This window comes from Enterococcus moraviensis ATCC BAA-383 (assembly GCF_000407445.1).
Taxonomy (GTDB): domain Bacteria; phylum Bacillota; class Bacilli; order Lactobacillales; family Enterococcaceae; genus Enterococcus_L; species Enterococcus_L moraviensis.
On sequence record NZ_ASWB01000001.1, the window covers coordinates 635,715 to 658,279 of the forward strand.

Genomic DNA, 22,565 nt, shown 5'->3' on the forward strand with positions numbered 1-22,565 from the left:
GAAAAATAGCCATTTTTTTTAGAAATTTTCTTGTTTATATGAAGCTTCTATCCTCATTATACTAAGCATAAAAACCTTTTTATCCTGCTATCAAAGTCGATTCCTAATGCCAAACTTTATTGATGATCAATTCATATGATTAGCGAGGAATAGAAAATGAAAAAAGTCTTGATTTGCGTATTTCTTTGTACACTCCTTATTATTACAGCAATTGGAAGTTACGCCGTAATAAGTTTTCATAATGGGAAAAAGATAGCTAAATCACAAGTAAATAAAACAAAAAACACCAATTTTTCTGGTGATCAACAAACTAACATGAAAGAAATCACAATTATGCTGATTGGTGATGATGGTCGTGAAGATGACGAAGACGGCGGACGAGCAGATACTTTAATGGTAGCTCACTACAATAGTGAAACCAAACAGCCTAAACTTATTTCAATCATGCGGGACTCTTATGTGGAGATTCCTGATCATGGCTTAGAAAAAATCAATGCTGCCTATGCTTATGGCGGCGCAGACCTCACGCGAAAAGTGCTCAATGATTCGTTTGGTTTACCGATCAATTATTATATTTCGGTCGATTTTAATCATTTTATCCGTTTGATCAATGAACTTTACCCAAAGGGCATTGAAATCGATGCAGAAAAAGAGATTGATTTAGACAATGTAGTACTCAAAAAAGGACTACAAATCATGGATGGCCATACATTATTGCAATATGCTCGTTTTAGGATGGATGAAGAAGGCGATTTTGGTCGTATTAGAAGACAGCAACAAGTTATGGATGCTTTGGCCAAACAATCTAAAAAGGCTGTTTCATTTATACAACTTCCTAAAATTGCGGGTGAAGCGATTGGCTATTTGGATACAAATATTCCAGCAGATCTACTTGTTGACCTTGCAAAAGATTTTCTTACAGGAAATGTCAAAGATCTTGAAACACTATCAGTACCAGTTAAAGGGAGCTGGTCATTCAATGATTATACGGATGCGGGTAGTGTTTTAGAAATCGATGAACAGCAAAATAAAAAGGCCATCCAAGACTTTTTGGCTGACGGAGCATCACAATGAAGCAGCCCAAGAAAATCTCTAAACTACATTATCTTGATTTTTATATTCTACTCCCTTACTTAATCCTTTGTGTTATTGGTATTTTGATGGTGTATAGCTCTAGCTCTTATCATCTATTGGATAGTGAATTGGGTACAGCAAGTAAAGCTATCAAGCAAACATCCTATTTTATTTTTAGCCTTATCTGTATGGGCTTTATGTATCGAATCAACTTAACTATTTTTAGAAAACCTAAAATAATGTATTTTATTCTCGTCTTGACCTTTCTTACCTTAATTTCGCTGCCGTTGATCGGTACAAGTGTTGGTGGGGCAAAGCGCTGGATCAATCTTGGAATACTTTTATTTCAGCCATCAGAGTTGGTTCCACTTGTGCTTATCCTTTTTCTCGCAACAAATTTATCAAAAAACAATACACTCGTTCCTTTTTCTTTAAAAGATCATAAAGGCTCACTTTTGGTTTCTTTGTTTTTTATGATTTTAGTAGCGCTTCAGCCCAATATTGCAGGTGCATCTATGATTTTCATTTTAGTCGCAGTACTATTTTTATCAAGCGGTCTCTCTCCTCTATTCATGTCGCTTGCTTTGATTGGATTTGTTGCACTTAAACGCTTAGGTACCGTTGTATTATTATCAATTCCAACCGACTGGATGCCAGATAAATTCAGTTATTTAGTTACTCGTTTTGAAGTAATGCAAAATCCTTTCATTGATCCAACTGGCAAAGGGTTTCAAACATCCAATGCTTATTACGCGATGCACAACGGTGGATTTTTTGGACGTGGCTTGGGCAATAGCATTCAAAAGAAAGGCTTTCTCCCAGCTGCTGACACTGACTTTATCTTCGCTATTTGTATTGAGGAATTGGGGTTAATTTTTTCTTTAGTTATTTTATTTTTGGTCTTCTTTATGGTGGGACGTTTATTTCTATTAGCCATAAAGTCTAAAATCCTTTATTATTCATACCTTTACATTGGTTGTGGCATGTTGTTGTGTTTACAAGTTTCAGTTAATGTTGGCAGTCTTTTAGGTTATATCCCGATGACTGGATTAACCTTCCCATTTATTAGTTATGGTGGCTCTAGCTTACTGATACTTAGTATCACTCTAGCTATTGCTCTAAATGCTCGTGGATCAGAGCTTCGAGAGCAATATAAACTAGGAGGGATGATATGAGAAGAGCCATTCATTCAAAAAGCGAGCTGATAAATTATGCCTTGTTGCTACCAGTATTTCTTCTGATTCTAGTTGGTTTCATTGCACAATACGGTGCATTTCATGCAGATCCTTCTGTCGAGTCTATTGCACCTTTGTTAAAAAGGCAACTTCTTTGGACACTTCTAGGAATCCTAACAATGTTTGCAACAATGTTTATTCCAATTAAATACTTGTGGAAATTAACACCAGTCATTTATGGGGCTTCCTTATTTTTAATGAGTTTACTTATTAAATTTCATGATCCAGTTATGGCTGTAGCAACAGGAACAAAACGTTGGCTTCGCTTAGGTCCAATTTCCTTTCAGCCATCAGAATTTATGAAACTTGGCTATATTTTGATGCTCGCTTATATTGTGACAAAATGCCGACAAAATACATCCAATCCGTCAACATTAAAAGAAGATTTCCGCTTATTAGGAAAGATGTCACTAGTCAGCCTTCCTATTATGGCGTTGATGTTTTATCAAAAGGACTTCGGAACAAGCTTGGTGTTTATTTCAATTTTCCTTGGTGTTGTATTGATTTCTGGATGTTCTTGGAAAATTTTAGCAGTCGGGTTCGGTAGTATAGGTGTACTTGGTGTGAGTAGTATTTTATTGGTCTTAACAGAACGAGGACAAAAAATCCTTTCGCTGCTTCATTTTCAGCCTTATCAATTTAATCGCATTCACGCATGGCTTAACCCCTTTGAATATGCCGATACAATCTCCTTCCAACAAGCGCGTGGTTTAATTGCTATCGGCTCTGGAGAGATGTTAGGAAAAGGACTGACAAATATGCAAATCTATGTACCTGTCCGAGAATCTGATATGATTTTCACCGTAATAGGTGAAGCTTATGGATTTGTTGGAACATGTGCCTTGATTTTACTTTTCTTTTATTTGATTTATCAAATGTTGATTTGTACTTTAAATGCAAAACGGGAGTTTTACGCTTATATTACAACAGGTGTCATCATGTATTTCTTATTTCATATCCTTGAAAACATCGGATCGAATATTGGCTTACTACCATTGACAGGAATTCCATTACCTTTTATTAGCCAAGGTGGAACAGCATATTTAGCTAATTTTATCGGAGTCGGCTTGATCCTTTCCATGTATTATCAAAAAGAAAAAGACTATCCATTTCGATAAAAAGAACTATGATGCACGCTTCAAAATATGCATCATAGTTCTTTTTTATTTTTGTTTAAATGCTGCTATATTGCTGACAGGGAAACTTTCCCCTCTTTTTACTAATTGGATTTGTATCGCTTCTAAACGATACCCATATTTTGCTGTTCCAGCAGGTTCTCCGTTTTTAGCCCAACCTAACCAACCAAACTCTTGAGCATGTACGCGATAATAAACATCGTATTCTTTCGCCATTTGACCTGTTAATCTGATTTTAGTTGCTTCAAGTCTTAATTTTTCACCAGACGTCCCACTCAACTGATCGTTTGAAACAAAACCTTGCCAGCCTTTATTTTGAATATGCGTACTATATTCAATCGATCCTGAATATGGCGTGTTTTTCAATTTGATTTTAAGGCCTTCCAAACGGTAACTTTTGCCAGATGTTCCAGCCGTTTGTCCATTTGATACATAGTTTTGCCACCCAATATTCTGAACATGAGTTGAATACATGATCCTTGTATTTAATTTTGACGGATTGCTGATTGGTCCTGGTGCAGCCTGTCCTTTTTCTACTAAGCGGATTTCAATTCCCTCTAGACGATAAGAAAAGCCTTCTGTCCCAGCCATTACGCCATTTTTAGCCCAATCTAACCAGCCAACATTCTGCGCATGAACACGATAATAGATATCATATTGCTCCGATAGTTTACCGGTTAGATTAACTTTGATTGCTTCTAAACGGTAGCCTTTTCCTGATGTTCCACTCATGCCATTATTTTTCACTTCCGTTTGCCAGCCAATGTTTTGAACGTGCGTACTGTATACAATGTCACCTGGCACAGGTTGATTTAACAGTTTGATTTTGATTGCTTCTAATCTAAGCGACTTCCCTTTAGTGCCAGACATTTGACCATCTAGCTTGCTTTCTTGCCAACCTTGACTTTGGATGTGGGTTTGATAAGACACACTCGCCTTACTTTCGATTACCGTTACAGTGACAATTTTTGTTGTTGTTTTTAAATTACTGTTTGTCACTATATATTCTACTTGATAGGCACCGACTTTTGTCGTATCAACGGTATTTTTCTTTATCCCTACTCTATCTGTTAAATCGCCGTCTACCTTATCTGACGCACTAATAATTGCCTCTTTAAAGTTAAATTTTGAGTTCAATGGAATCGTAATATTTTTAACATTTAACACAGGAGCATCCGCTACAACTGTAACCATCGCTTTTTTACTAGTTGATACGTTACTCGTATTTTTTACAGTATATGTTACTTCATATTGTCCAGCTTTCGACACATTGAAAATACTAGCTGTAACTTTAGTTTTCAAATCACCATCTAATTTATCAGTCGCACTTACGATTGCTACTTTTGGATCAAAACTAGTCCCCGCTACGATCGACACATTTTTCACTTGAAGTTCTGGTTTTGGCGCTACAAGATTTACTTTGATTGATTTTGTTGTCGTTCTGTTACCACTATCAGTAACAGAATATGTCACTTGATAAATACCAACTTTTTTGATGTTAACATTATTTGCGGTTACAATCACTTTTGCTTTTAGATTGACTCCGTTATAGTCAACAGCGTCAAACAGAACATCTTTCATCGGATCGAATGAATCTCCTGCAGTTTTTGTAACATCATTAACTGTTAATGTTGGTGGTGCAATTTTATTTTTAACAGTTATGTCATGATTGACCGACCAATTAGGATTTGTTTTGATAGTTCCATTAAGCGTAGTGGTCCCACTCTTTTTTGCAGTTAATAAACCATCAGAATTAATGGTTGCAATCGACGCATTTGACACGGTCCAATTTGTACTTTCATTTGAAATTTTAGCTACAGTACCTGTCCAGCCTCTATTCAAAATAGAAAGAAAGAATTGGTTGCTATCTCCAACGTCCATAGTCCAAGGACTTCTATAATTTAGTATTAATTTATTGCTGACATCCGTACTGATTGCATAACTAACTTTTTGATTATCTGTTCTTTTAAAGTCAGCCACTTGTTTGCTTGAAAAGATTTGAGTCCAAAACATTATACCGCCTTGCGTAAACGACCCTATCCCAACAGTTTTATAGTTTGGACTCAACATATTCCCTTTATGGCCAGGCGAGTTCATCCAGCCAGTAAATACGGCTTCTGGATCGATATAACCAGCAGCGATATTCTCACCTAGATAATAATTTGTAGCATAATTATACTTTTTTAATATCATAGAGAACCCTTCTCCGTTCGGTCGATTATGACTAAAATCCACATTTATTTCTGCCGAGCGCTCCATAGCAGCTTCTTGTAACGTTTGATCCATTGCTAACGCTGATAGCCCATTTTTCTTACGTTCAGCATTCATCAGCTCCAAAACACGATAAGCAAAATCAAACTTTTTAGTCCCCTGAATCGATAAATCCGCAACAGCCACTCGACTGGTTGCTCTATCTGCTTTTTCTGAATCGGATTCACTATTTTCAATTGAAACACTTTCTCCAATGACAGATTTTCCACCACTCTCTTCGATTCTACTCTCTTGTGTTTCATTCATTTGATCCTGATATACCACTTCAGCTTCAACGGTACTATTGTTAAAGACTGTGATACTAAGCAAACTAAAAACACCAACCAAACATTTTTTTAAAACGCTTCCTTTTTTTTCCATTTCATTTCTCCTTCACCTTTTTTTGCGACGTAATTACCAACATTAAAATAAAACAAGTATTATATAATAAATTGTACCTTAGTATAATAAGGAAATCTATATGAAATATATAGAAAATATCAATTTAAAAAGGATTATTTTGAAAAACAGCTTTTAATTTTGGGTTATTGATAAGCAATGCATAGTTTCTTCTCATAAAAAAAAGCTGAACCCTTATGTATCAAGGGTTCAGCTACTCTTTAATTCTATTCTTCTTCTTCGGCCATGAATGTATTGAAAACTTCTTCAATCATATCCCATTCAGCGTCTGTTTCGATTTGTTGTAATTCGCCTTCTGTTCCTTCGTTGTTTTCGATGTAGGCATATGCTTGTAGCTCAACATCTTCCTCTTCTGGAACACCAGCTGGATATAGAAGTACGTAATTTTTACCAAATTCTTCTTGTCCATCAACTGTTAAAAGAATTTCGTATAATGTTTCATTTCCTTGTTCATCAACTAACGTGATGTGTTCATGTCCTTCATGATCGTGATCATGATTGTGATTGTGTTCTTCTGCCATTGTTATGCTCTCCTTTTATCTTACACTTGTTTTTTACAAGTCGATTAAATTTTATTACCAGCGCCATCTAAATAATTTTGTAAAATCATGACAGCAGCTACTTTATCGATTACTTTCTTTCGTTTGGCTCTAGATGTATTCGCTTGTTCAACTAACATCCGTTCTGCTTGAACAGTCGTTAATCGCTCATCTTGATACGTAACCGGAATCTGAAACATGTCTTCGATTTTTTTGCCATAGGCCATAGACGCCTCGGCTCTTGGTCCTATCGAATTATTCATATTTTTAGGTAAGCCTACGACAAAACGAGTCACTTCATATTCCTTAACTAGTTCTGCTAAACGTTCAAACCCAAATTCTTCCTGTTCTTCATTGATTCGAATGATCTCCACACCTTGCGCAGTCCAACCAAACGGATCACTCACAGCAATTCCTACTGTTTTCGACCCTACATCAAGTCCCATTACTCTCATCGAATAGTGATCCCATGATCAGATAAGTAGTATTTAACTAGCTCTTCCATGATCTCATCTCGTTCGTGACGACGAATCAAATTTCGAGCGTCTTGATAACGAGGAATGTAGGCCGGGTCTCCAGAAAGTAAATAGCCCACAATCTGATTGATCGGATTATATCCTTTTTCCTCTAAAGCCTTGTATACAGTAGCTAGAGTCTCACTTACTTCCTTCTTACGACTGTCATCAAAATCAAAACGTACAGTTTCATCTGTAAAACCCATTTATCTACACCTCACTTATATTCTATTCATACAGTTTCATTCTACTAAAAACAAGCCAAAACTACAAACAAAACTTAACATTTTCTGCTATATATTAAAGATTTCCTTTAATTTTAACAGAATCAACGATTTATTGGACAAATAAATTTGTTTCAAGAGTCATTTAGGTTGAAATAACGAAAGTTTTTTACTACTAGTTGTTTTTTTATTATATACTAAATTAAACGCTCTCGGATAAAAGAAAGGAATTTTCTATGCTTATTTTGATTGGAATCATCATCCTACTGTTATTGATTCTCCTTTTTAAAATGCTATTACAACAATCTAAGAAACCAGCTGGGTTTATTGGTATTTTGATGATGAGGCTTTGGAATAAAACATACTTGCCTCTTGTAAAATGGACCATGGATTTTATCGAGGTGGACAACTATTCAACGATTTTGGATATTGGTGTTGGTAATGGTGCATCAAGTTTTTATTTATTCAATCAAGATAAGACGTTAAGTATAACAGGTATCGATATTTCCAAAGCCGCCATTTTAGAAGCTCATAAAAGAAATCAACAGCAGTTGATTCAATTTGAAATAATGGACATCCATGCACTGACCCTTGATTCTGAATCGTTCGATCTTGTAACAGCATTCCAAACTCATTTCCATTGGCATGATCTTGATCAGGCTATTAAGGAAATACATCGAGTCTTAAAAGAAAAGGGTATTGTTGTTTTTGCTTGCGAGAAAACAAAAATACAATATTTTTTGCCAAATTTAAAAAAATCAGTTGATTTTCAAACTTATATGGCAAACTTCGGTTTTAGCCTAATTGAACAACACGCGACAAATCAATGGATTTTCTATTCGTTTAAAAAACTCAAATGATGCGAAACAAAAATTTTGTCTCGCATCATTTGAGTTTTATAGATTTGCCATCACTTTGACCATCAAGGCTTTTTGAGCATGTAAACGATTCTCAGCTTCTTGATATATTGCAGAATGCGTGCCATCAATAATATCCGCTGACACTTCTTCTCCTCTATGCGCAGGTAAACAATGGAGGAATAGATAGTCTTTTTTTGCTTGAACAGCTAATCGATTGTTGACCTGAAACGTTTTGAAAACTGCTTCCCGCTCTTTTTGTTCTGACTCATCACCCATACTTGCCCATACATCTGTCACTAAAACATCGGCATTTTTTGCAGCTTGCTCTGGATCATTTAGAATTTCGATTTTACTGCCGCTGATTTTTGCATTCTTTTTGGCTAATGCAACAAACTCTTTTTTAGGCTCATATCCTTTAGGTGATGCGATACTCACATCCATTCCTACTAAACTTCCACCAAGTAAAAACGAATGCGCCATATTATTACCGTCACCGATATAGGTTAATTTAATTCCTTCTAATTTTCCTTTTTGTTCATAAATCGTTTGAAAATCTGCTAGGATTTGACAAGGATGATGATTGTCAGTTAATCCATTGATGATTGGTATGGATGCTTCTCCAGCTAATTCTGCAACCATTTGATCGGAATAAGTCCGGATCATGATTGCATCAACATAACGAGACATGACCTTAGCTGTATCTTTGATTGGTTCCCCTCGACCCATTTGAGTACTTTTTGAATCTAAAACAATCGCTTGCCCGCCAAGCTGAATGATTCCTGCTTCAAATGAAACCCGTGTACGTGTACTATTTTTTTCAAAAATCATCGCTAAAATTTTCCCGGCTAAAACACCACGGTACGCTTCGGGTTTGGCTTTTATTGCAATTGCTAATTCGATGATCGATAAAAATTCTTCTTTTGTTAGTTCTGTTAAATCTAACACACTTTTTCCATATAATGAATTTATCATTTATCTTACTCCTATCTCCAAAAAGTTTCTCTATGACGCTTCACTATTTAGTACTTTTTCAAGAATCAATAACCCTTGATTGATTTCTTCTTCGGTGATTGTTAACGGTGGTAACAGTCGCAAGACGGTTTGGCCAGCTTTTAATGTTAGTAACCCAGCGATTTGCAATTGATCTACTAGATAGTTTAGCGTATGCGGGTCTTCTACTTCAATACCGATCATTAACCCTTTTCCACGAACTGCTTTGATTTTTGTGTTTTTTTCGACAATTTTCAATAAACCTGTAAATAATTGCTCGCCTTTTGCTTGAACAGCTTGTAAAAACACAGGTTGATTAATCCGCTCAACAACTTTAGCAGCCACACACATCGCTAATTTATTTCCACCAAAAGTTGAACCGTGACTCCCCGGGCTAAAATGACCTGCTAATTCGGCTTTTCCGATCATTGCCCCTACTGGGATGCCATTACCTAGCCCTTTTGCTAAAGTAAAAATATCTGGCTCGATTTGGTACTGTTCATACGCGTAAAAAGAACCTGTCCGACCAATTCCTGTTTGAATTTCATCAATAATCAGTAAAACGCCAAATTCATGACATAATGCTTGCACCTCTTGAACCCATGACTCTTTTGCAGGTACTACACCGCCTTCACCTTGAATAAGTTCTAACATGACTGCTGCGGTTTGGTGGTTGATTACGGCTTTTAGTGGTTCGATCTCATTAAATGGAACATAAATAAAATCTGGTACTAAAGGGTCAAATCCAGCATGAATACTTGCCTGGCCCGTAGCACTCATCGCCCCATAAGTCCGACCATGAAAAGAATTCGTGAAGGTGATAATTTGGCTTTTTCCAGTTGCTTTCCGTGCTAATTTTATTGCGGCTTCGTTCGCTTCTGCCCCGCTGTTACAGAAATAACTAACATAGTCTTTCCCATTTGCCAATAACTCAGCCGTTTGCTCTTGTAAATGGTTCTCATATAAATTAGGGGTATGCCATAATAGATTCGCTTGATCTGACAAAACTTGATTTAATTCAGGATCGTTATAGCCTAAGTTCATAACACCAATACCACTAGTAAAATCAAGATAGTTTTTGCCTTTTTGATCGGTCAAGCGATTGGCAGAACCTTTGACCAACTCGAATTCTTTTCTTTGATAATTCGGAAATAAATGGCTCATACAAAAACTCCCTTTCCTTTGATGATCGTACCTGCATGTTGAATTTGATTCGTAATGTGCACTTCTTTTACGCCACCTTTGATCGCCGTTACCGCACTTTCCAATTTGGGTAACATACCGCCTTTGATGATTTTAGCTGTTTTTAATTTAGGTACATCACTCGTGGAAATTTCCTTCAACCACTGATTTTCTTTTTTTACACCTGGAACATCTGTCAGTAAATACAATTGTTCAGCTTGTAATTCTTCTGCGACTTTACAAGCCACGTGATCCGCATTGATATTTAACCATTCTCCTGTTTTCGTTAAACCTAAAGGCGCAATGATCGGAATATGTTTTGTTTCAAGTAAATGCTCTAATAGTTCAGTATCGACTTGTTTGACTTCTCCTACTGAACCCAACCTAGTTTTATCCAAAAATGTACCTGTAATGATTTGACCGCATGACGCGTTTAGCCCAACTACTGAAAAACCCTCTTGTTGAAAATGTGTTGTAATCATTGGTTGTACTTGACCAATCAAAACCATTCGAGTGATTTTCAAAGTTTCCTCCGTTGTAACCCGCAATCCATCTTGGATTACGACAGGCACATTCAAGCGTTGCATCATTTCTGATATGTAGTGTCCACCACCATGAACAATCACAACTTTTTTCCCTGCATTTTGCCACTGTTCAACTTGTTTAAAAAATGATTTTGTTAAATTATCACTGGCTACTCCGCCCATTTTTATCACAATGACCTTCTTCATACTTGTCCCGCCTTCTGTTTTTCATTTCTTCATTTTTAGTGTATTTTTTATGGATAAATCGGTAACTGATCCAATCCACACTGTTCCTCAAATCCTGCATAAAGATTTAAATTTTGGATTGCTTGGCCAGCAGCACCTTTGCCTAAATTATCGATGACTGTTACGATTGTGACCATATTTGTTTGCGGATTATAGGCAAGTCCGATGTCACAATAATTAGAGCCGATCACTTGTTTAAGTGTTGGATAGTGGCCTACTTCTTGTATTCGAATAAAGTGATTATTTTCAAATTGTGTCTTATACAATTGAACTAATTCCTCGTCAGAAATTGGTTGCTTTAATTTAGCATAGGCTGTCAAAAAGATTCCTCTTGTCACTGGAATCAATGATGTTGAAAATTGAATGGTATTAAGCGTTACGTCCCATTTTTGTAACTGCTGAATGATTTCGGGAATATGTTGATGGCTATTCATTTTATACAACGTCATATTGTCATGTGTTTCAGAGAAATGAGTTGCAGATGATACGCCTTTGCCTGCACCAGAAACGCCTGACTTGGCGTCGATCACAATAGAATCTAATTCAATTTTATTGTTTCGTAATAATGGGGCTAAAGCTAATTCAGTTGCCGTTGCGTAACATCCAGGGTTCGCGATCCATTTTGACTTTGGACTGTCTCTAAACTCAGCTAGGCCATAATCAAATTGTTGAATCAGTTCAAGCGAAGCGGCAGATGAACCATACCAACTTTCATATTCCCCGGCTTTTTTTAAACGAAAATCACCAGACAAATCAATCACCGGAAAATTTGCTTTAATAAAAGGTAATGCTAACTCCTTTGATACTCCTGATGGTGTTGCTAATAAAACTAAATCGCTTTTTTCCATAATAATCGTTGGATCGATTTCTTCTAGTGGCAAAGAAATGAGCTGTTTTAAATGAGGATTAACAGCCTCAAATGATTTTTTATTCATCGAATGGCTATGAATTGAAACAACCTCAACATAAGGATGTTGTCTAAGATACCGTAATAGTTCTAACCCGCTATACCCTGTTACACCAACAATCGAAACCTTCATAGACTTCACTTCTTTTCATTTTATTTTATTATCATACGAATGTTGTTTTTCATATTATAAGTTTTCTACTTGCACAAGTCAACGGTTTTTTATTAATTTATTCACAATTTATAAATAATTATTCATTATAACGCGCTATATACAGAATTATATGTATAAAAAAGTCAGAGACAGCCTTGTTGCGGGCTGTCTCTGACTTTAAGCTATACTCTTGTGGGATTTAAACAGAAAGATAAATCGTGATTGTTCCATCTTTCTTATAATGTTCTACATCACTTAAATACGTACGTCTTGATTCTAAGTCCTTATCTTGCCAGATTTTTTGCCATGCTTCTCCAACACCTTCAGGGCTAGAAACCGCAACTGGTATTTCTTCATATGTTCCAGCATAGATGACTGATTGATCTAAGAAAACACCTTGTTCATTTCCAATCAACAAGTCATAGTCTCCTTTAAAATTGCTTTCATAATTTGAATAAACCGCAAAGAACTCCCCTTCCAAATCCATTCCAGGTACGTTACTCCATAACGCAATAATCTCGTCTAATCGAGCATTGTTCGTGCGAATTTTTTTACCTTTTATTGTCTTTTCTGTCAATTGAATCGTCATAATTCTCACTCCTTTAATTTTCTAAAAAAGTATAACGCAAAAATGATGACAACATTCTGTCATCATTTTATAAAAAATCATAAATAAAATTGCACTGTAATAATTCCAATCAAAATAAGAATCCCTGGTAAATAGTTTGATACGCGAATCTTCGTAATGCCCATAATATTCAAACTAATCCCTAAGATCATCAATCCACCAATTGCACTTATCTCACCCATTAAAGTATCCATCAATTCTTTAGGAATATAGCGCATTAAAACACTCGCAAACAAAGCAATGATCCCTTGATAAAGAAATACTGGAACCGCAGAGAAAAGCACGCCCACACCTAATGTAGCCGTTAACATGATCGACATAAAACCATCCATTACAGCTTTTGTAAATAACGTTTGGTGATTATTAGCCACCCCACTTTCGATTGCACCAATGATTCCCATTGACCCAATCAGAAAAATCAGCGAAGCAGTCACAAATCCATCAGCAAAATTACTCCCTGGTTTTGCATACCGTTTTTCCAACATTAAACCAAAGTGATTCATCTTATCTTCTATCCCTAAAACTTCGCCCAACATTGCCCCCAAGCACAAACTAATCAAAATAATGATAAATGAAGATGTTTTGAATGACATTTGCACGCCTAAAACTAACACCCCAAGCCCTATTCCTTTTGTTACAGTATCTTTCATTTGCTCTGAAATATTTCGTAAAACAGCGCCAAGTAAACTCCCGAAAATAATTGCTACTCCATTAACCAACGATCCTAATAAAATCATCTTTCTCATCCCAATCATTATATACTTACGTACTTTTTCTTCTTATTATACGATAAGAGACTGGAAAGTGAAATTCTAATTCGTCTTGCAATAAAATTTTTTCTTTGTGCATACTGTTTGAACAATCATAATCTTTTTATTGTTCTGTGCTATTTTTTCTAGGTATAATCAACTATACTAATCATAGATACATGTTAGAACTTAAAAGTGAGGAAATAAAATGACAACAATTGATATAGAAAAAGTCTTAGAGACTTGTTTACTGGCTGGAAAACTCATGCTAGAAAGCGATGCGGAAATGTATCGTGTAGAAGATACCATGAGTCGAATCGCTTTAGCTTCTGGTAATTACCGACTCGTTAGTTACGTCACACAAACTGGGCTTTTTGTCGGTCTAGATGGCACCTCAACCATTCGTATGGTCCAAATTTTGAATCGTTCGATCAATTTGGAAAAAGTCTCTAAAATCAACCAACTTTCTAGAGAATATGTAAATGGTGACTACTCCTTAGATGCTCTTTTAAAAGAACTAAGAATTGTAGAACAAGAACGTAAATTCTTTCCTTTATGGATGAGATTCATTAGTGCCGCTATAATTAGCGGTACGATCATGATTTTATTTGGTGGGGTTTGGGCTGATTTACTTTTAACCTGTTTGATTGGAGGAATTGGTTTTATTCTGTATTATTCTAGTTTGAAAATTTTACGAATCAAATTTCTTTCCGAATTTTTGGCGGCCTTTTTCATCGGCTGTGCTGCACTTTTAAGTAGCAAAATCGGCTTAGGTGTGAATCAGGATATGATCATTATCGGCTGTGTTATGCCTCTTGTTCCTGGTGTCCAAATCACGAATGCCTTACGTGACCTACTAGCTGGGCATTATCTTTCAGGCGTTTCAAGAGGGACTGAAGCAATGATGACTGCTTCTATGATTGGGTTTGCCATCGCTTTTGTTTTCCAATTATTTTATTAAAAAACATCTTCACCATTTTATGTATCCCATTTAGTTAGAATTTGGAGGGTTTCATATGCTTAATTTACTGGTCCAATTTTCATTTAGTTTTTTAGCTTCAGCGGCATACGCTATTATTACAAATGTTCCTAGACGCTCGCTGATTGCTTGTGGCTTATCTGGCGCCGCCGGTTGGATGTTTTACTGGTTTTCAACTCAATGGGGTGCAAATGCTGCCTTAGGTTCGTTATTGGGCGCTTTGAGTGTTGCTGCCGTCAGTTTTATCTGCTCAAGAAAGCTCAAATTGCCAGTGACTATTTTTAATATTCCGGGAATGGTCCCTTTAGTTCCAGGTGGACTTGCCTATCAAGCAGTAAGAAATTTAGTCATCGGTAACTATGACACTGCTATGCACTCGACTGTGCAAGCAATCATGATCGCTGGTGCAATTGCACTTGGTTTAGTTTTATCTGAGGTTTTCAACCATAATATCCGAAATTTTAAGGAAAAACGTGATATAGTTAGTTTAATTCGAAAAAAAGCAGAGAAATAATAAATATAGCGGGGTGAATTGATGAGTGTCTACACTGTTCTTTCATAATGAAACTAAGAAAGGATCAGCGCAAATGATAAAAAAAATGGATACACTAACAACGGGTGAACTAGAAGAAATACTAGATATTTGGTTGACAGCAAACTATGATGCTCACCCATTTATTCCCGATTCTTACTGGCAAGAAAATCTCGCTTTCGTAAGAGAACAACTCCCACTGGCTGAGTTATATATCTATCGTGAACAAAATAAAATCCTTGGTTTCCTTGGGGTAACCGATTCCTACATTGCAGGCATTTTTGTTCGCAGTGATTATCGGAAACAAGGAATCGGTAAAAAACTTTTGGATACAGTGAAACAAACTCATGATACATTAAATCTTTCAGTTTACGAAAAAAATAGCAATGCCCTTACTTTTTATGATAAACATGGGTTTCAAAAGAGTAATGAAAGCATCGACGAGACGGGTGAACGTGAGTATCATCTTATCTGGAAAAAATAGTTTCACGATAAAAGCCGCATACTAGAAAAGTCTAGTATGCGGTTTTTATCAAATTCAATTAATTTAGACACGTTTATTGTTAAAACGAACGATAGACATACTGATTTTTTGGTTCTTCAACTTTTTTTACTTTTGTAACATCTACCATGGGAATTTCACGTTTAAACGGCGCATAGTAGCCAGAATGAATTGTTCCGGTCAATTCGACCCAGTCATTGTTTTTAAAGCTCTGACCTTCTGGCATATGAGTCATCAAGCCAAACACTCCTGAATCTGCTACGCAATGAATGATTCCGAAACGAAAGACAAATATATTTGCCTGATCATTTTGTGAAGAATTAAAAGCAAAACCTTTATACGTAATCGTTTTTCCAATAAACTCACTCGGATAATTATAAATCAGCTCCATCACTTCTAAATAATTCTCTTCAGTAACAGTTACCTTGTCATCTTTAATATATCTCGTCAACGCTTGTTTCATTTGCTTATCATAATCGGTCTTATCAAAATAAATGCTAGTATCTGGTTTCAAGTATTGTGTCTGTACATCTGGATCACCTACAGATTCTTTACTTAAAGGAAAATTGAACCCTTTCGCTTCAACAATCGACGTATCTAAACTAACTGTCGGAAACATAAACCCTATAACCAAAGGCAACGCTAATAAAAGATACGCAATTCCTCTTTGATAAGGCTTGTTCAGTCCATGGTCATGCTCCTCGCCATGATGGTGAGTGTGCTGGTGCTCTGACGTCTTTTTACTATCTTCTTTATTCCAAATAATCAATTGAACCATCGCTAAAACAAACGAAAGGGCCATCGATAATATAGCCAAATAACGATAATGAACATTGATATATTGGTCTAATCTGCCCGATACTTGTAAAAACATCATCAACATTGTATAACCAATCAAAATCAAAAATCGAATCATTTACTCTTCCCTCCCTAGATTGCTAATGCATATAAGCTGACAACCACTGTGACAATACCGACAAATTTTAACATGAATGATGTTTTAAAATAGCGTTTCATCATTAATAAATTCTTGATATCTACCATTGGACCAAAAACGAGAAATCCTACAACAGGGCCATTACCAAATAGACTCAGCAACGATGATCCAATAAAAGCATCTGCTTCAGAACACAATGACAGTGTCGCCGCCAAAATAAGCATAACAAGAATAGCTAATAATTTCGTATGACCTAATTGCAACATTGCTCCAGTTGGCAAGTATGTTTGCATGGCAGCTGCAAGTAAAGAACCAAAAATCAAATAGCGTCCTGTATCAAAAAACTCATCGATTCCATGCGTCAGTACAGACCAACATTTATGCCAAAACGTTTCTTTTTCATGAGGATGCTCTTCTTCTTCAAGCACACATGTATTATCAAAAGCGGATTGCTGTAATATAGGTGTTTTATTGATATAAGCCAACCAGACACCTACGACTAACGCCACTAACATACTTCCTAAAACACGCCAAATAACAAATTTCACTGAATTGCCAAAAGCGATATACGTAGAAAAAAGTACGATAGGATTAATGATCGGTGCCGTTATCATAAAAGCAAACGCGGTATATGTCGGCACATCCTTCTTAACAAACTGATGAACAATCGGTACGATCCCACACTCACAAGAAGGGAAAAAAAAGCCCAAGAAACTTCCGACAATAATCGATAGAAATTTATTTTTAGGTAATATCCTCTTAACTCGCTCTGGCGTTAAAAATACATGTAACGCACCAGATATCACGCACCCAAGCATGACGAATGGCAAAGCTTCGATTACGATGGACAAAAAAATCGTACCCATCTGTAAAACTGAATGAGGTAAAAATTGAAACATCGAATTCCTCCCACTGCTAAAGATAACATCTACAATCGTGTTATACCTGTTATTTTTTAACATTCAAAAATATAATTAACTATACTGCACCTCTCGCCAAAAAACAAGACAAGGAAAACGTTATTAAAACATCTATAACATATTCAGTGCACAAAAAAGAAGTTGGGCCACAACGCTTACAGTTATGTCCCAACTTCCTATTCGATCAAAGTGCAAACATTTCTGATGCTGACTCTGGATCTGTATCGTAAACATTGAAATCAAAATTAACGCCGAGTCCTTTTTCTGCTAAAATCGATTCCATTGCCATTCTTGCATGCTCTTTCGTATTATTTTCTTTGCTTAAATGCCCTAAATAAATTCGTTTCGTGTGATCCCCAATTACATCCGCCATCGTTAATGCACCGTCATCATTCGATAAATGTCCCTTATCACCTAAAATGCGTTGTTTCAAACTCCACGGATAGGGGCCCATTCTTAAAATTTCTAATTCATGGTTACTTTCAATTAAATAAGCATCCGCATCTTTAATCGTTCCGCGAACATGGTCACTGCAATATCCTGTATCTGTAAGCATCACAAATGACCGGTTGTCTTTAAAGAATCGATAAAATTGGGGAGCAGCTGCATCGTGGGAAACACCAAAACTCTCGATGTCCATATCCCCAAATGTCAGGACTTTGCCCATATCAAAAATGTGTTTTTGTTCAACAGCAACATTTCCTATCAAGGGATCCATAGCTGCCCACGTTTTTTCATTAGCGTAAACATCTAATTTATATTTTCTAGCTAAAACACCTACACCATGAATATGATCTCGGTGTTCATGTGTCACTAAAATCGCATCTAAGTCTTCTGGTTTGCGATTGACTTCTGCCAGTAATGATGTAATTTTTTTTCCACTTAATCCTGCATCTATGAGCAGTTTTTTCTTCTCTGTTTCAATAAAAAGGGAATTACCGGTACTGCCACTAGCAAGAATGCTGATGTTAAAAGCTTGTTCTTGACTCATTTTTTTCTTCGCTTCCCTTCATTAGTCTACAGCTACTTATTATACAACCATCACTACTGATTTTCCACCTTAGGAACAATATTATTTGTAATGATCGTATTGCTCATGGCATTTACTTGTTCAAGCTGTAAATTACTGTCACTTGATTTGATGCCAACAAACCAAACAGGGACGTACACATTTTTCTCACGTATTTTATATATTCTAGTATACGCTAATTTCCGAAATGTAATTTTAGCATTACTTGGAATTTTATTATTGATATACAAGGTTTCGATTGCATCTCGTTCCGAATACAAATCCATCTTATCACGAAGTTCTTCAATCGTTTGGATATGCGTTTGCGTGTATTTATAGATTTTGTGTAGCTCCTCTGGTTCGTCTGACTTTTCCAATTTCAAAGAAATTTGTGCAGTGTCATCTTTAAAAGGGATCGTCTTGTATTTTTGCGATACAATAATTTCAGGAAATTCCCCATCCAGTATTGAAAAATCAGGTAGATACGTATATTCATTCCCGAAAAGCACACTGTCTCTATCATTTAGAAAGGCTTCTAACGATTTCCCGACATTTTTTTCATCAATAAAATAACTTGTTTGTGTAATATTTATCTGAGGATAAACAGTTATTGAATTATCCAGTGGTTCGACGCCATTCTTAAAAAAATTACGGTTTCTGGTTTCTCGTTCACGCTGAATCGCTTCATAAAGGTTCGTTTGTTCCCCGCTTAAATAGTAGCCTTCCATTTTTTCTCCAGAAAGCGTCCCTTTAAACGTAATTCCTTCTTTGCCAAGACGTTTTTCAATACTATCCGTCTGATCCGAAAAAGAAACACTATTTTCCTCTTTTAAGCCTTCCTGATAAATTCCAAACAGAAACATGTTGAGACCTAAAAAGGCTAAAAAGAAAATCCATTCTATTCGTTTGAAGTCCATTATTCCACCTCCAAATTCGCCAGTTGCTCTAGTAATTCACCTTCTGAATACCATTTGTTATCATAGCGAATGTACCATTCTGGAGTTAGATCAACAACTTGGGTCACTTCCTCGATTTTATGCCAAGTATAACCAATCACCATCGAATTGATTTTTTCTGTATCTGCACCATAGCTCAGCAGCTGTTCCAATAAACTCTCAGTACTTTTCAACACAACTTCTTCTTCAGAAGGAATCGGTACTTGAATCGTATCTACGCTTGTTTGAATTATTACAGATGACTTAGCTGCTTTAGCGTTGCTTAGTGTGATTCGAACCTGACCTTTATCATGCTCACTGAAAACAGGAAATCCTTCCACGAACGTTCGGTAATCGATCTCTGAATCCGTTCGATCAAAGTAGCGGATATTTCCCATACTTGTTCCTAATTTTTTTATATAAGCAAAACTATCAGAATAAATATTATCTTCAGCTGTTCTAGATTCTATCTCGCCGTTAAAATGAATCGTACCAAGATTTTCATCCACCGTTAACCGCTCACTTCCACTTGTATACGATAAATCTTTACTATCTTCATTTGTCTGAATATCTTCCGTATTCGAGAAAAACGCATTATGAAACTTTGTTACTGGTTGCGAAGCTAAAATATAACTGTACTTTTTCATCTTTAAATCTTCCGACATATAATAATGCTTACCTGCGACAGCTTGTTGCTCTGAAATTTGGCTGTATTGTACGCCAACTTTGTTCATCAAACTCAACACTTTTTGACTATCGATCGTGATTGGTGCTTCATAGATATCTTTACGATTAAAATCTAAGAAGCGAATCTTATTTTGAACTAGATCAACTTGGATACACGTAAAGTAAATTTCATCTGCATTTAGATCTGCCGTTTTAAGACCTAAATTATAGACAGAAATATATTCTCCCAACAAAAATGGCCCTTCATACAATAACTCTAATCCCGTTTGCATTGATAAGTGTTTTTCAAATTCCACAGTATCCTCAGTGACCGTTTGAACCAATTCACCAAATGAACTATGCTTGATTTCATTTTGAATATTGGTTATCAAATTCTCACTTGTATTTAATTCTGATTTTCCATCTTGCATCCGAATCAAACGTAAAGGCAAGAAAACATCCGTATCGACGCGTTCATTAACAACAGCTGTTGCAACTTGCGAATCATTTTTTATTGGTTGTTCTTTTTTAGAAGAACTAATCCAAATACTCATGGAAAAATACAGACTAAGCAACACTAAAAAAATCAGCCCGATTCGTAAAACTTTCTCTGTTATTTTCATTCCCACCAATCCTCCTCATATGGTTCATAAGGCAAGGATATATAAAAGGTAGAGCCCTGACCTTCCTGACTTTCCACCCAGATAGCGCCATTATGAGCTTTGACTACTTCTCTTGAAATAGCGAGACCAAGACCTGTTCCACCTTGCTCTCTTGCACGCGCTTTATCTACGCGATAGAAACGTTCAAAGACTTTATTAACATCTTTTTTAGGAATTCCCAACCCTTGATCTGTTACACTAAAAACAACATTATTATGCGTTTCAAGTAATCGACAAGTGATTTCTCCACCATCAGGAGAATACTTGATGGCATTATTTAATATATTATCTAATACTTGGATCACCTTATCTGTATCTAATTCGACCCATAAATCACGTTTGGTGAATTCACGATGAATTGTATAATTTTTATCATTCGCTTCCACCATCATATCAAAACGGTCTAAAACGAAATTGATCAATTCATTAAAGTTAACATACTCTAACTGCAATTCGCCATTACCAGAGTCCATTCTTGAAAGATTCAATAAGTCATTAATCATCCGAATCATACGATCCGTTTCTTCCAGTGTAACTTTTAGGAAATTGGGTGCAATTTCTGGATTTTCCCAGGCACCTTCGCTTAGTGCTTCAATATAACTTCTCATACTGGTTAAAGGTGTACGTAGTTCGTGGGAAACGTTTGATACAAATTCTCTACGCTCACGTTCGTTTTTCTCCTGTTCGGTTACATCATGAAGTACACAAACAAGTCCTGTGATAAAACCAGATTCCCGACGAATCATGGCAAAATCAACACGAATGATCATTTGGTCTTCCTCTCTTGATGAAATAGAACGGTCAATCAAAATTTCTTCTGGTTCTTCCAATAATTTGCGCAATGTATAATCTGTTTCGATATCTAATAACTCTAACAAAGAAGAACCTATGACAGCTTCGTCTTTAACGTTTAATAAAGATAATGCCATTTCATTGATCGTAATCACTTTGCCACGTCTATCGGTAGCGATAACCCCATCTGTCATATGAGCCAAAACGCTATCTAAACGATTTCGTTCTGCTTCCATTGTTTCTTGTGCTTCTTCGATTCGTTCTGAAAGCTGATTAAATGTTTCTGCCAATTGGCCCAGTTCATCTTTACCGTAAACTTTGACTTTCCCACTATAATCACCTTTAGCAATTCTCAAAGCCTGTTCTCGCATTTCACCGATTGGCTGCGTGATCGATCTGGCAATCAAAATCGTAACAATAATCGAAATAGCACCAGCAATGAGTGAGGCCGTAAAGAATATCCGAGCTGTGTCAGTGATTTCTTGGTATTTACCTTCAGTATTACTTTTAACATAAAGAACCCCGATGACTGTGTCGCCAGTCGGGGATTGGATAGGCTGAACATTGATATAAACTCGTTTGTCATTATCCATAGCAGAGTATTTCTTTGCACTGAAATCATTCAAATCACGATAATCGTTTTTCTTACCAACAATTCCTTGACGATTCAAGTCACTCGTCGCTCTGACAATGCCTTTATCGTCTACGACACGCGCTTCAATTGTTTCAGAAGCTGAAAAATCACTTAATGTCTTTTTTAAATTGGCATCGATTTCCGTACGATCTCGATCTTTTTCACCTAATTTTACACTAAGAGTGCTAGCCAATTGGGTAACTTGTCGGTCAACATTTTGTTTATAATCATTAATTGTTGTCGATTCTAGTTCACGGATGAAATATCCGCCGATAATCTGAATCGCAATCAATAATAATAAAATAAAGGACAATGCGATCTTAAAGTTTACCGATTGAAAAAAGTGAACTTTTTTCCTCATAAA

23 protein-coding genes are annotated in these 22,565 nt (G+C 36.2%); 7 read left to right on the plus strand and 16 right to left on the minus strand.

Annotation, left to right across the window (positions count from 1 at the left end):
- Window positions 1-156: 156 nt before the first annotated feature.
- Genes I586_RS02990 through I586_RS03000 form a run of 3 tightly spaced genes read left to right on the plus strand, consistent with a single transcriptional unit; the run spans window position 157 to window position 3,427 of the window.
- Window positions 157-1,074, plus strand: a complete 918-nt coding sequence (locus tag I586_RS02990; protein ID WP_010764649.1) for an LCP family protein — start codon at window positions 157-159, stop codon at window positions 1,072-1,074.
- Window positions 1,071-2,249, plus strand: a complete 1,179-nt coding sequence (locus tag I586_RS02995; protein WP_010764648.1) for an FtsW/RodA/SpoVE family cell cycle protein — start codon at window positions 1,071-1,073, stop codon at window positions 2,247-2,249. The genes I586_RS02990 and I586_RS02995 overlap by 4 nt, the downstream gene beginning before the upstream one ends.
- Window positions 2,246-3,427 carry an FtsW/RodA/SpoVE family cell cycle protein gene (locus tag I586_RS03000; RefSeq protein WP_010764647.1) on the plus strand — a complete coding sequence of 394 codons (1,182 nt, stop codon included), beginning with the start codon at window positions 2,246-2,248 and terminating at the stop codon, window positions 3,425-3,427. The genes I586_RS02995 and I586_RS03000 overlap by 4 nt, the downstream gene beginning before the upstream one ends.
- Before the next feature lie 45 nt (window positions 3,428-3,472).
- Here I586_RS03000 and I586_RS16880 read toward each other — a convergent pair whose 3' ends face one another.
- From I586_RS16880 to I586_RS03020, 4 genes are all read right to left on the minus strand, one after another.
- A complete protein-coding gene (locus I586_RS16880; RefSeq protein WP_010764646.1) occupies window positions 3,473-6,076 on the minus strand; it encodes an immunoglobulin-like domain-containing protein in 2,604 nt (867 codons plus the stop codon).
- A gap of 245 nt (window positions 6,077-6,321) precedes the next feature.
- On the minus strand, window positions 6,322-6,636 hold the full coding sequence (locus I586_RS03010) for a DUF1292 domain-containing protein (RefSeq protein ID WP_010764645.1): 315 nt from the start codon (window positions 6,634-6,636) through the stop codon (window positions 6,322-6,324).
- Between the two features lie 44 nt (window positions 6,637-6,680).
- Window positions 6,681-7,109, minus strand: coding sequence for a Holliday junction resolvase RuvX (gene ruvX / locus I586_RS03015; protein ID WP_010764644.1), 429 nt, complete (start codon window positions 7,107-7,109; stop codon window positions 6,681-6,683).
- Window positions 7,106-7,375, minus strand: coding sequence for an IreB family regulatory phosphoprotein (locus I586_RS03020; RefSeq protein ID WP_010760982.1), 270 nt, complete (start codon window positions 7,373-7,375; stop codon window positions 7,106-7,108). Before I586_RS03020 ends, ruvX begins: the two co-directional genes overlap by 4 nt.
- A 254-nt stretch (window positions 7,376-7,629) precedes the next feature.
- Here I586_RS03020 and I586_RS03025 point away from each other — a divergent pair, with 254 nt between their 5' ends.
- On the plus strand, window positions 7,630-8,253 hold the full coding sequence (locus I586_RS03025; RefSeq protein WP_010764643.1) for a class I SAM-dependent methyltransferase: 624 nt from the start codon (window positions 7,630-7,632) through the stop codon (window positions 8,251-8,253).
- Window positions 8,254-8,289: 36 nt separating this feature from the next.
- On the opposite strand, the gene argF is transcribed toward I586_RS03025, so the two are convergent.
- The 6 genes from argF to I586_RS03055 all read right to left on the minus strand — a co-directional run bounded on the left by argF (window position 8,290) and on the right by I586_RS03055 (window position 13,621).
- Window positions 8,290-9,225 (minus strand): ornithine carbamoyltransferase, encoded by a 936-nt coding sequence (argF, locus tag I586_RS03030; protein WP_010764642.1) that lies wholly within the window; start codon window positions 9,223-9,225, stop codon window positions 8,290-8,292.
- 30 nt (window positions 9,226-9,255) lie between these two features.
- Window positions 9,256-10,407: an acetylornithine transaminase gene (locus I586_RS03035; protein WP_010764641.1), complete on the minus strand. Its 1,152-nt coding sequence runs from the start codon at window positions 10,405-10,407 to the stop codon at window positions 9,256-9,258.
- A complete protein-coding gene (gene argB, locus I586_RS03040; protein WP_010764640.1) occupies window positions 10,404-11,156 on the minus strand; it encodes an acetylglutamate kinase in 753 nt (250 codons plus the stop codon). The genes I586_RS03035 and argB overlap by 4 nt, the downstream gene beginning before the upstream one ends.
- A gap of 47 nt (window positions 11,157-11,203) precedes the next feature.
- Window positions 11,204-12,235, minus strand: coding sequence for an N-acetyl-gamma-glutamyl-phosphate reductase (gene argC, locus I586_RS03045; protein ID WP_010764639.1), 1,032 nt, complete (start codon window positions 12,233-12,235; stop codon window positions 11,204-11,206).
- Window positions 12,236-12,455: 220 nt separating this feature from the next.
- Window positions 12,456-12,845 (minus strand): hypothetical protein, encoded by a 390-nt coding sequence (locus tag I586_RS03050; protein WP_010764638.1) that lies wholly within the window; start codon window positions 12,843-12,845, stop codon window positions 12,456-12,458.
- 77 nt (window positions 12,846-12,922) lie between these two features.
- Window positions 12,923-13,621 carry a DUF554 domain-containing protein gene (locus I586_RS03055; protein ID WP_010764637.1) on the minus strand — a complete coding sequence of 233 codons (699 nt, stop codon included), beginning with the start codon at window positions 13,619-13,621 and terminating at the stop codon, window positions 12,923-12,925.
- 220 nt (window positions 13,622-13,841) lie between these two features.
- On the opposite strand from I586_RS03055, the gene I586_RS03060 reads away from it, so the two are divergent.
- The 3 genes from I586_RS03060 to I586_RS03070 all read left to right on the plus strand — a co-directional run bounded on the left by I586_RS03060 (window position 13,842) and on the right by I586_RS03070 (window position 15,628).
- Window positions 13,842-14,594, plus strand: a complete 753-nt coding sequence (locus I586_RS03060; protein WP_010764636.1) for a threonine/serine exporter family protein — start codon at window positions 13,842-13,844, stop codon at window positions 14,592-14,594.
- Window positions 14,595-14,649: 55 nt separating this feature from the next.
- Window positions 14,650-15,126 (plus strand): threonine/serine exporter family protein, encoded by a 477-nt coding sequence (locus I586_RS03065; RefSeq protein WP_010764635.1) that lies wholly within the window; start codon window positions 14,650-14,652, stop codon window positions 15,124-15,126.
- A gap of 73 nt (window positions 15,127-15,199) precedes the next feature.
- Entirely contained in the window at window positions 15,200-15,628 is a 429-nt protein-coding gene (locus I586_RS03070; RefSeq protein ID WP_010764634.1) for a GNAT family N-acetyltransferase, read from the plus strand.
- A 79-nt stretch (window positions 15,629-15,707) separates the two neighbouring features.
- On the opposite strand, the gene I586_RS03075 is transcribed toward I586_RS03070, so the two are convergent.
- From I586_RS03075 to walK, 6 genes are all read right to left on the minus strand, one after another.
- On the minus strand, window positions 15,708-16,562 hold the full coding sequence (locus I586_RS03075) for a TIGR03943 family putative permease subunit (protein ID WP_010764633.1): 855 nt from the start codon (window positions 16,560-16,562) through the stop codon (window positions 15,708-15,710).
- A gap of 14 nt (window positions 16,563-16,576) precedes the next feature.
- Window positions 16,577-17,482 carry a permease gene (locus I586_RS03080; RefSeq protein WP_010764632.1) on the minus strand — a complete coding sequence of 302 codons (906 nt, stop codon included), beginning with the start codon at window positions 17,480-17,482 and terminating at the stop codon, window positions 16,577-16,579.
- A 205-nt stretch (window positions 17,483-17,687) separates the two neighbouring features.
- Window positions 17,688-18,494 (minus strand): MBL fold metallo-hydrolase, encoded by an 807-nt coding sequence (locus I586_RS03085; RefSeq protein WP_010764631.1) that lies wholly within the window; start codon window positions 18,492-18,494, stop codon window positions 17,688-17,690.
- A 53-nt stretch (window positions 18,495-18,547) separates the two neighbouring features.
- Complete coding sequence (locus I586_RS03090; RefSeq protein WP_010764630.1) at window positions 18,548-19,429, minus strand: two-component system regulatory protein YycI; 882 nt, start codon at window positions 19,427-19,429, stop codon at window positions 18,548-18,550.
- Window positions 19,429-20,736 carry a YycH family regulatory protein gene (locus tag I586_RS03095; RefSeq protein ID WP_010764629.1) on the minus strand — a complete coding sequence of 436 codons (1,308 nt, stop codon included), beginning with the start codon at window positions 20,734-20,736 and terminating at the stop codon, window positions 19,429-19,431. Before I586_RS03095 ends, I586_RS03090 begins: the two co-directional genes overlap by 1 nt.
- Window positions 20,733-22,562 (minus strand): cell wall metabolism sensor histidine kinase WalK, encoded by a 1,830-nt coding sequence (walK, locus tag I586_RS03100; protein WP_010764628.1) that lies wholly within the window; start codon window positions 22,560-22,562, stop codon window positions 20,733-20,735. Before walK ends, I586_RS03095 begins: the two co-directional genes overlap by 4 nt.
- Window positions 22,563-22,565: the final 3 nt, after the last annotated feature.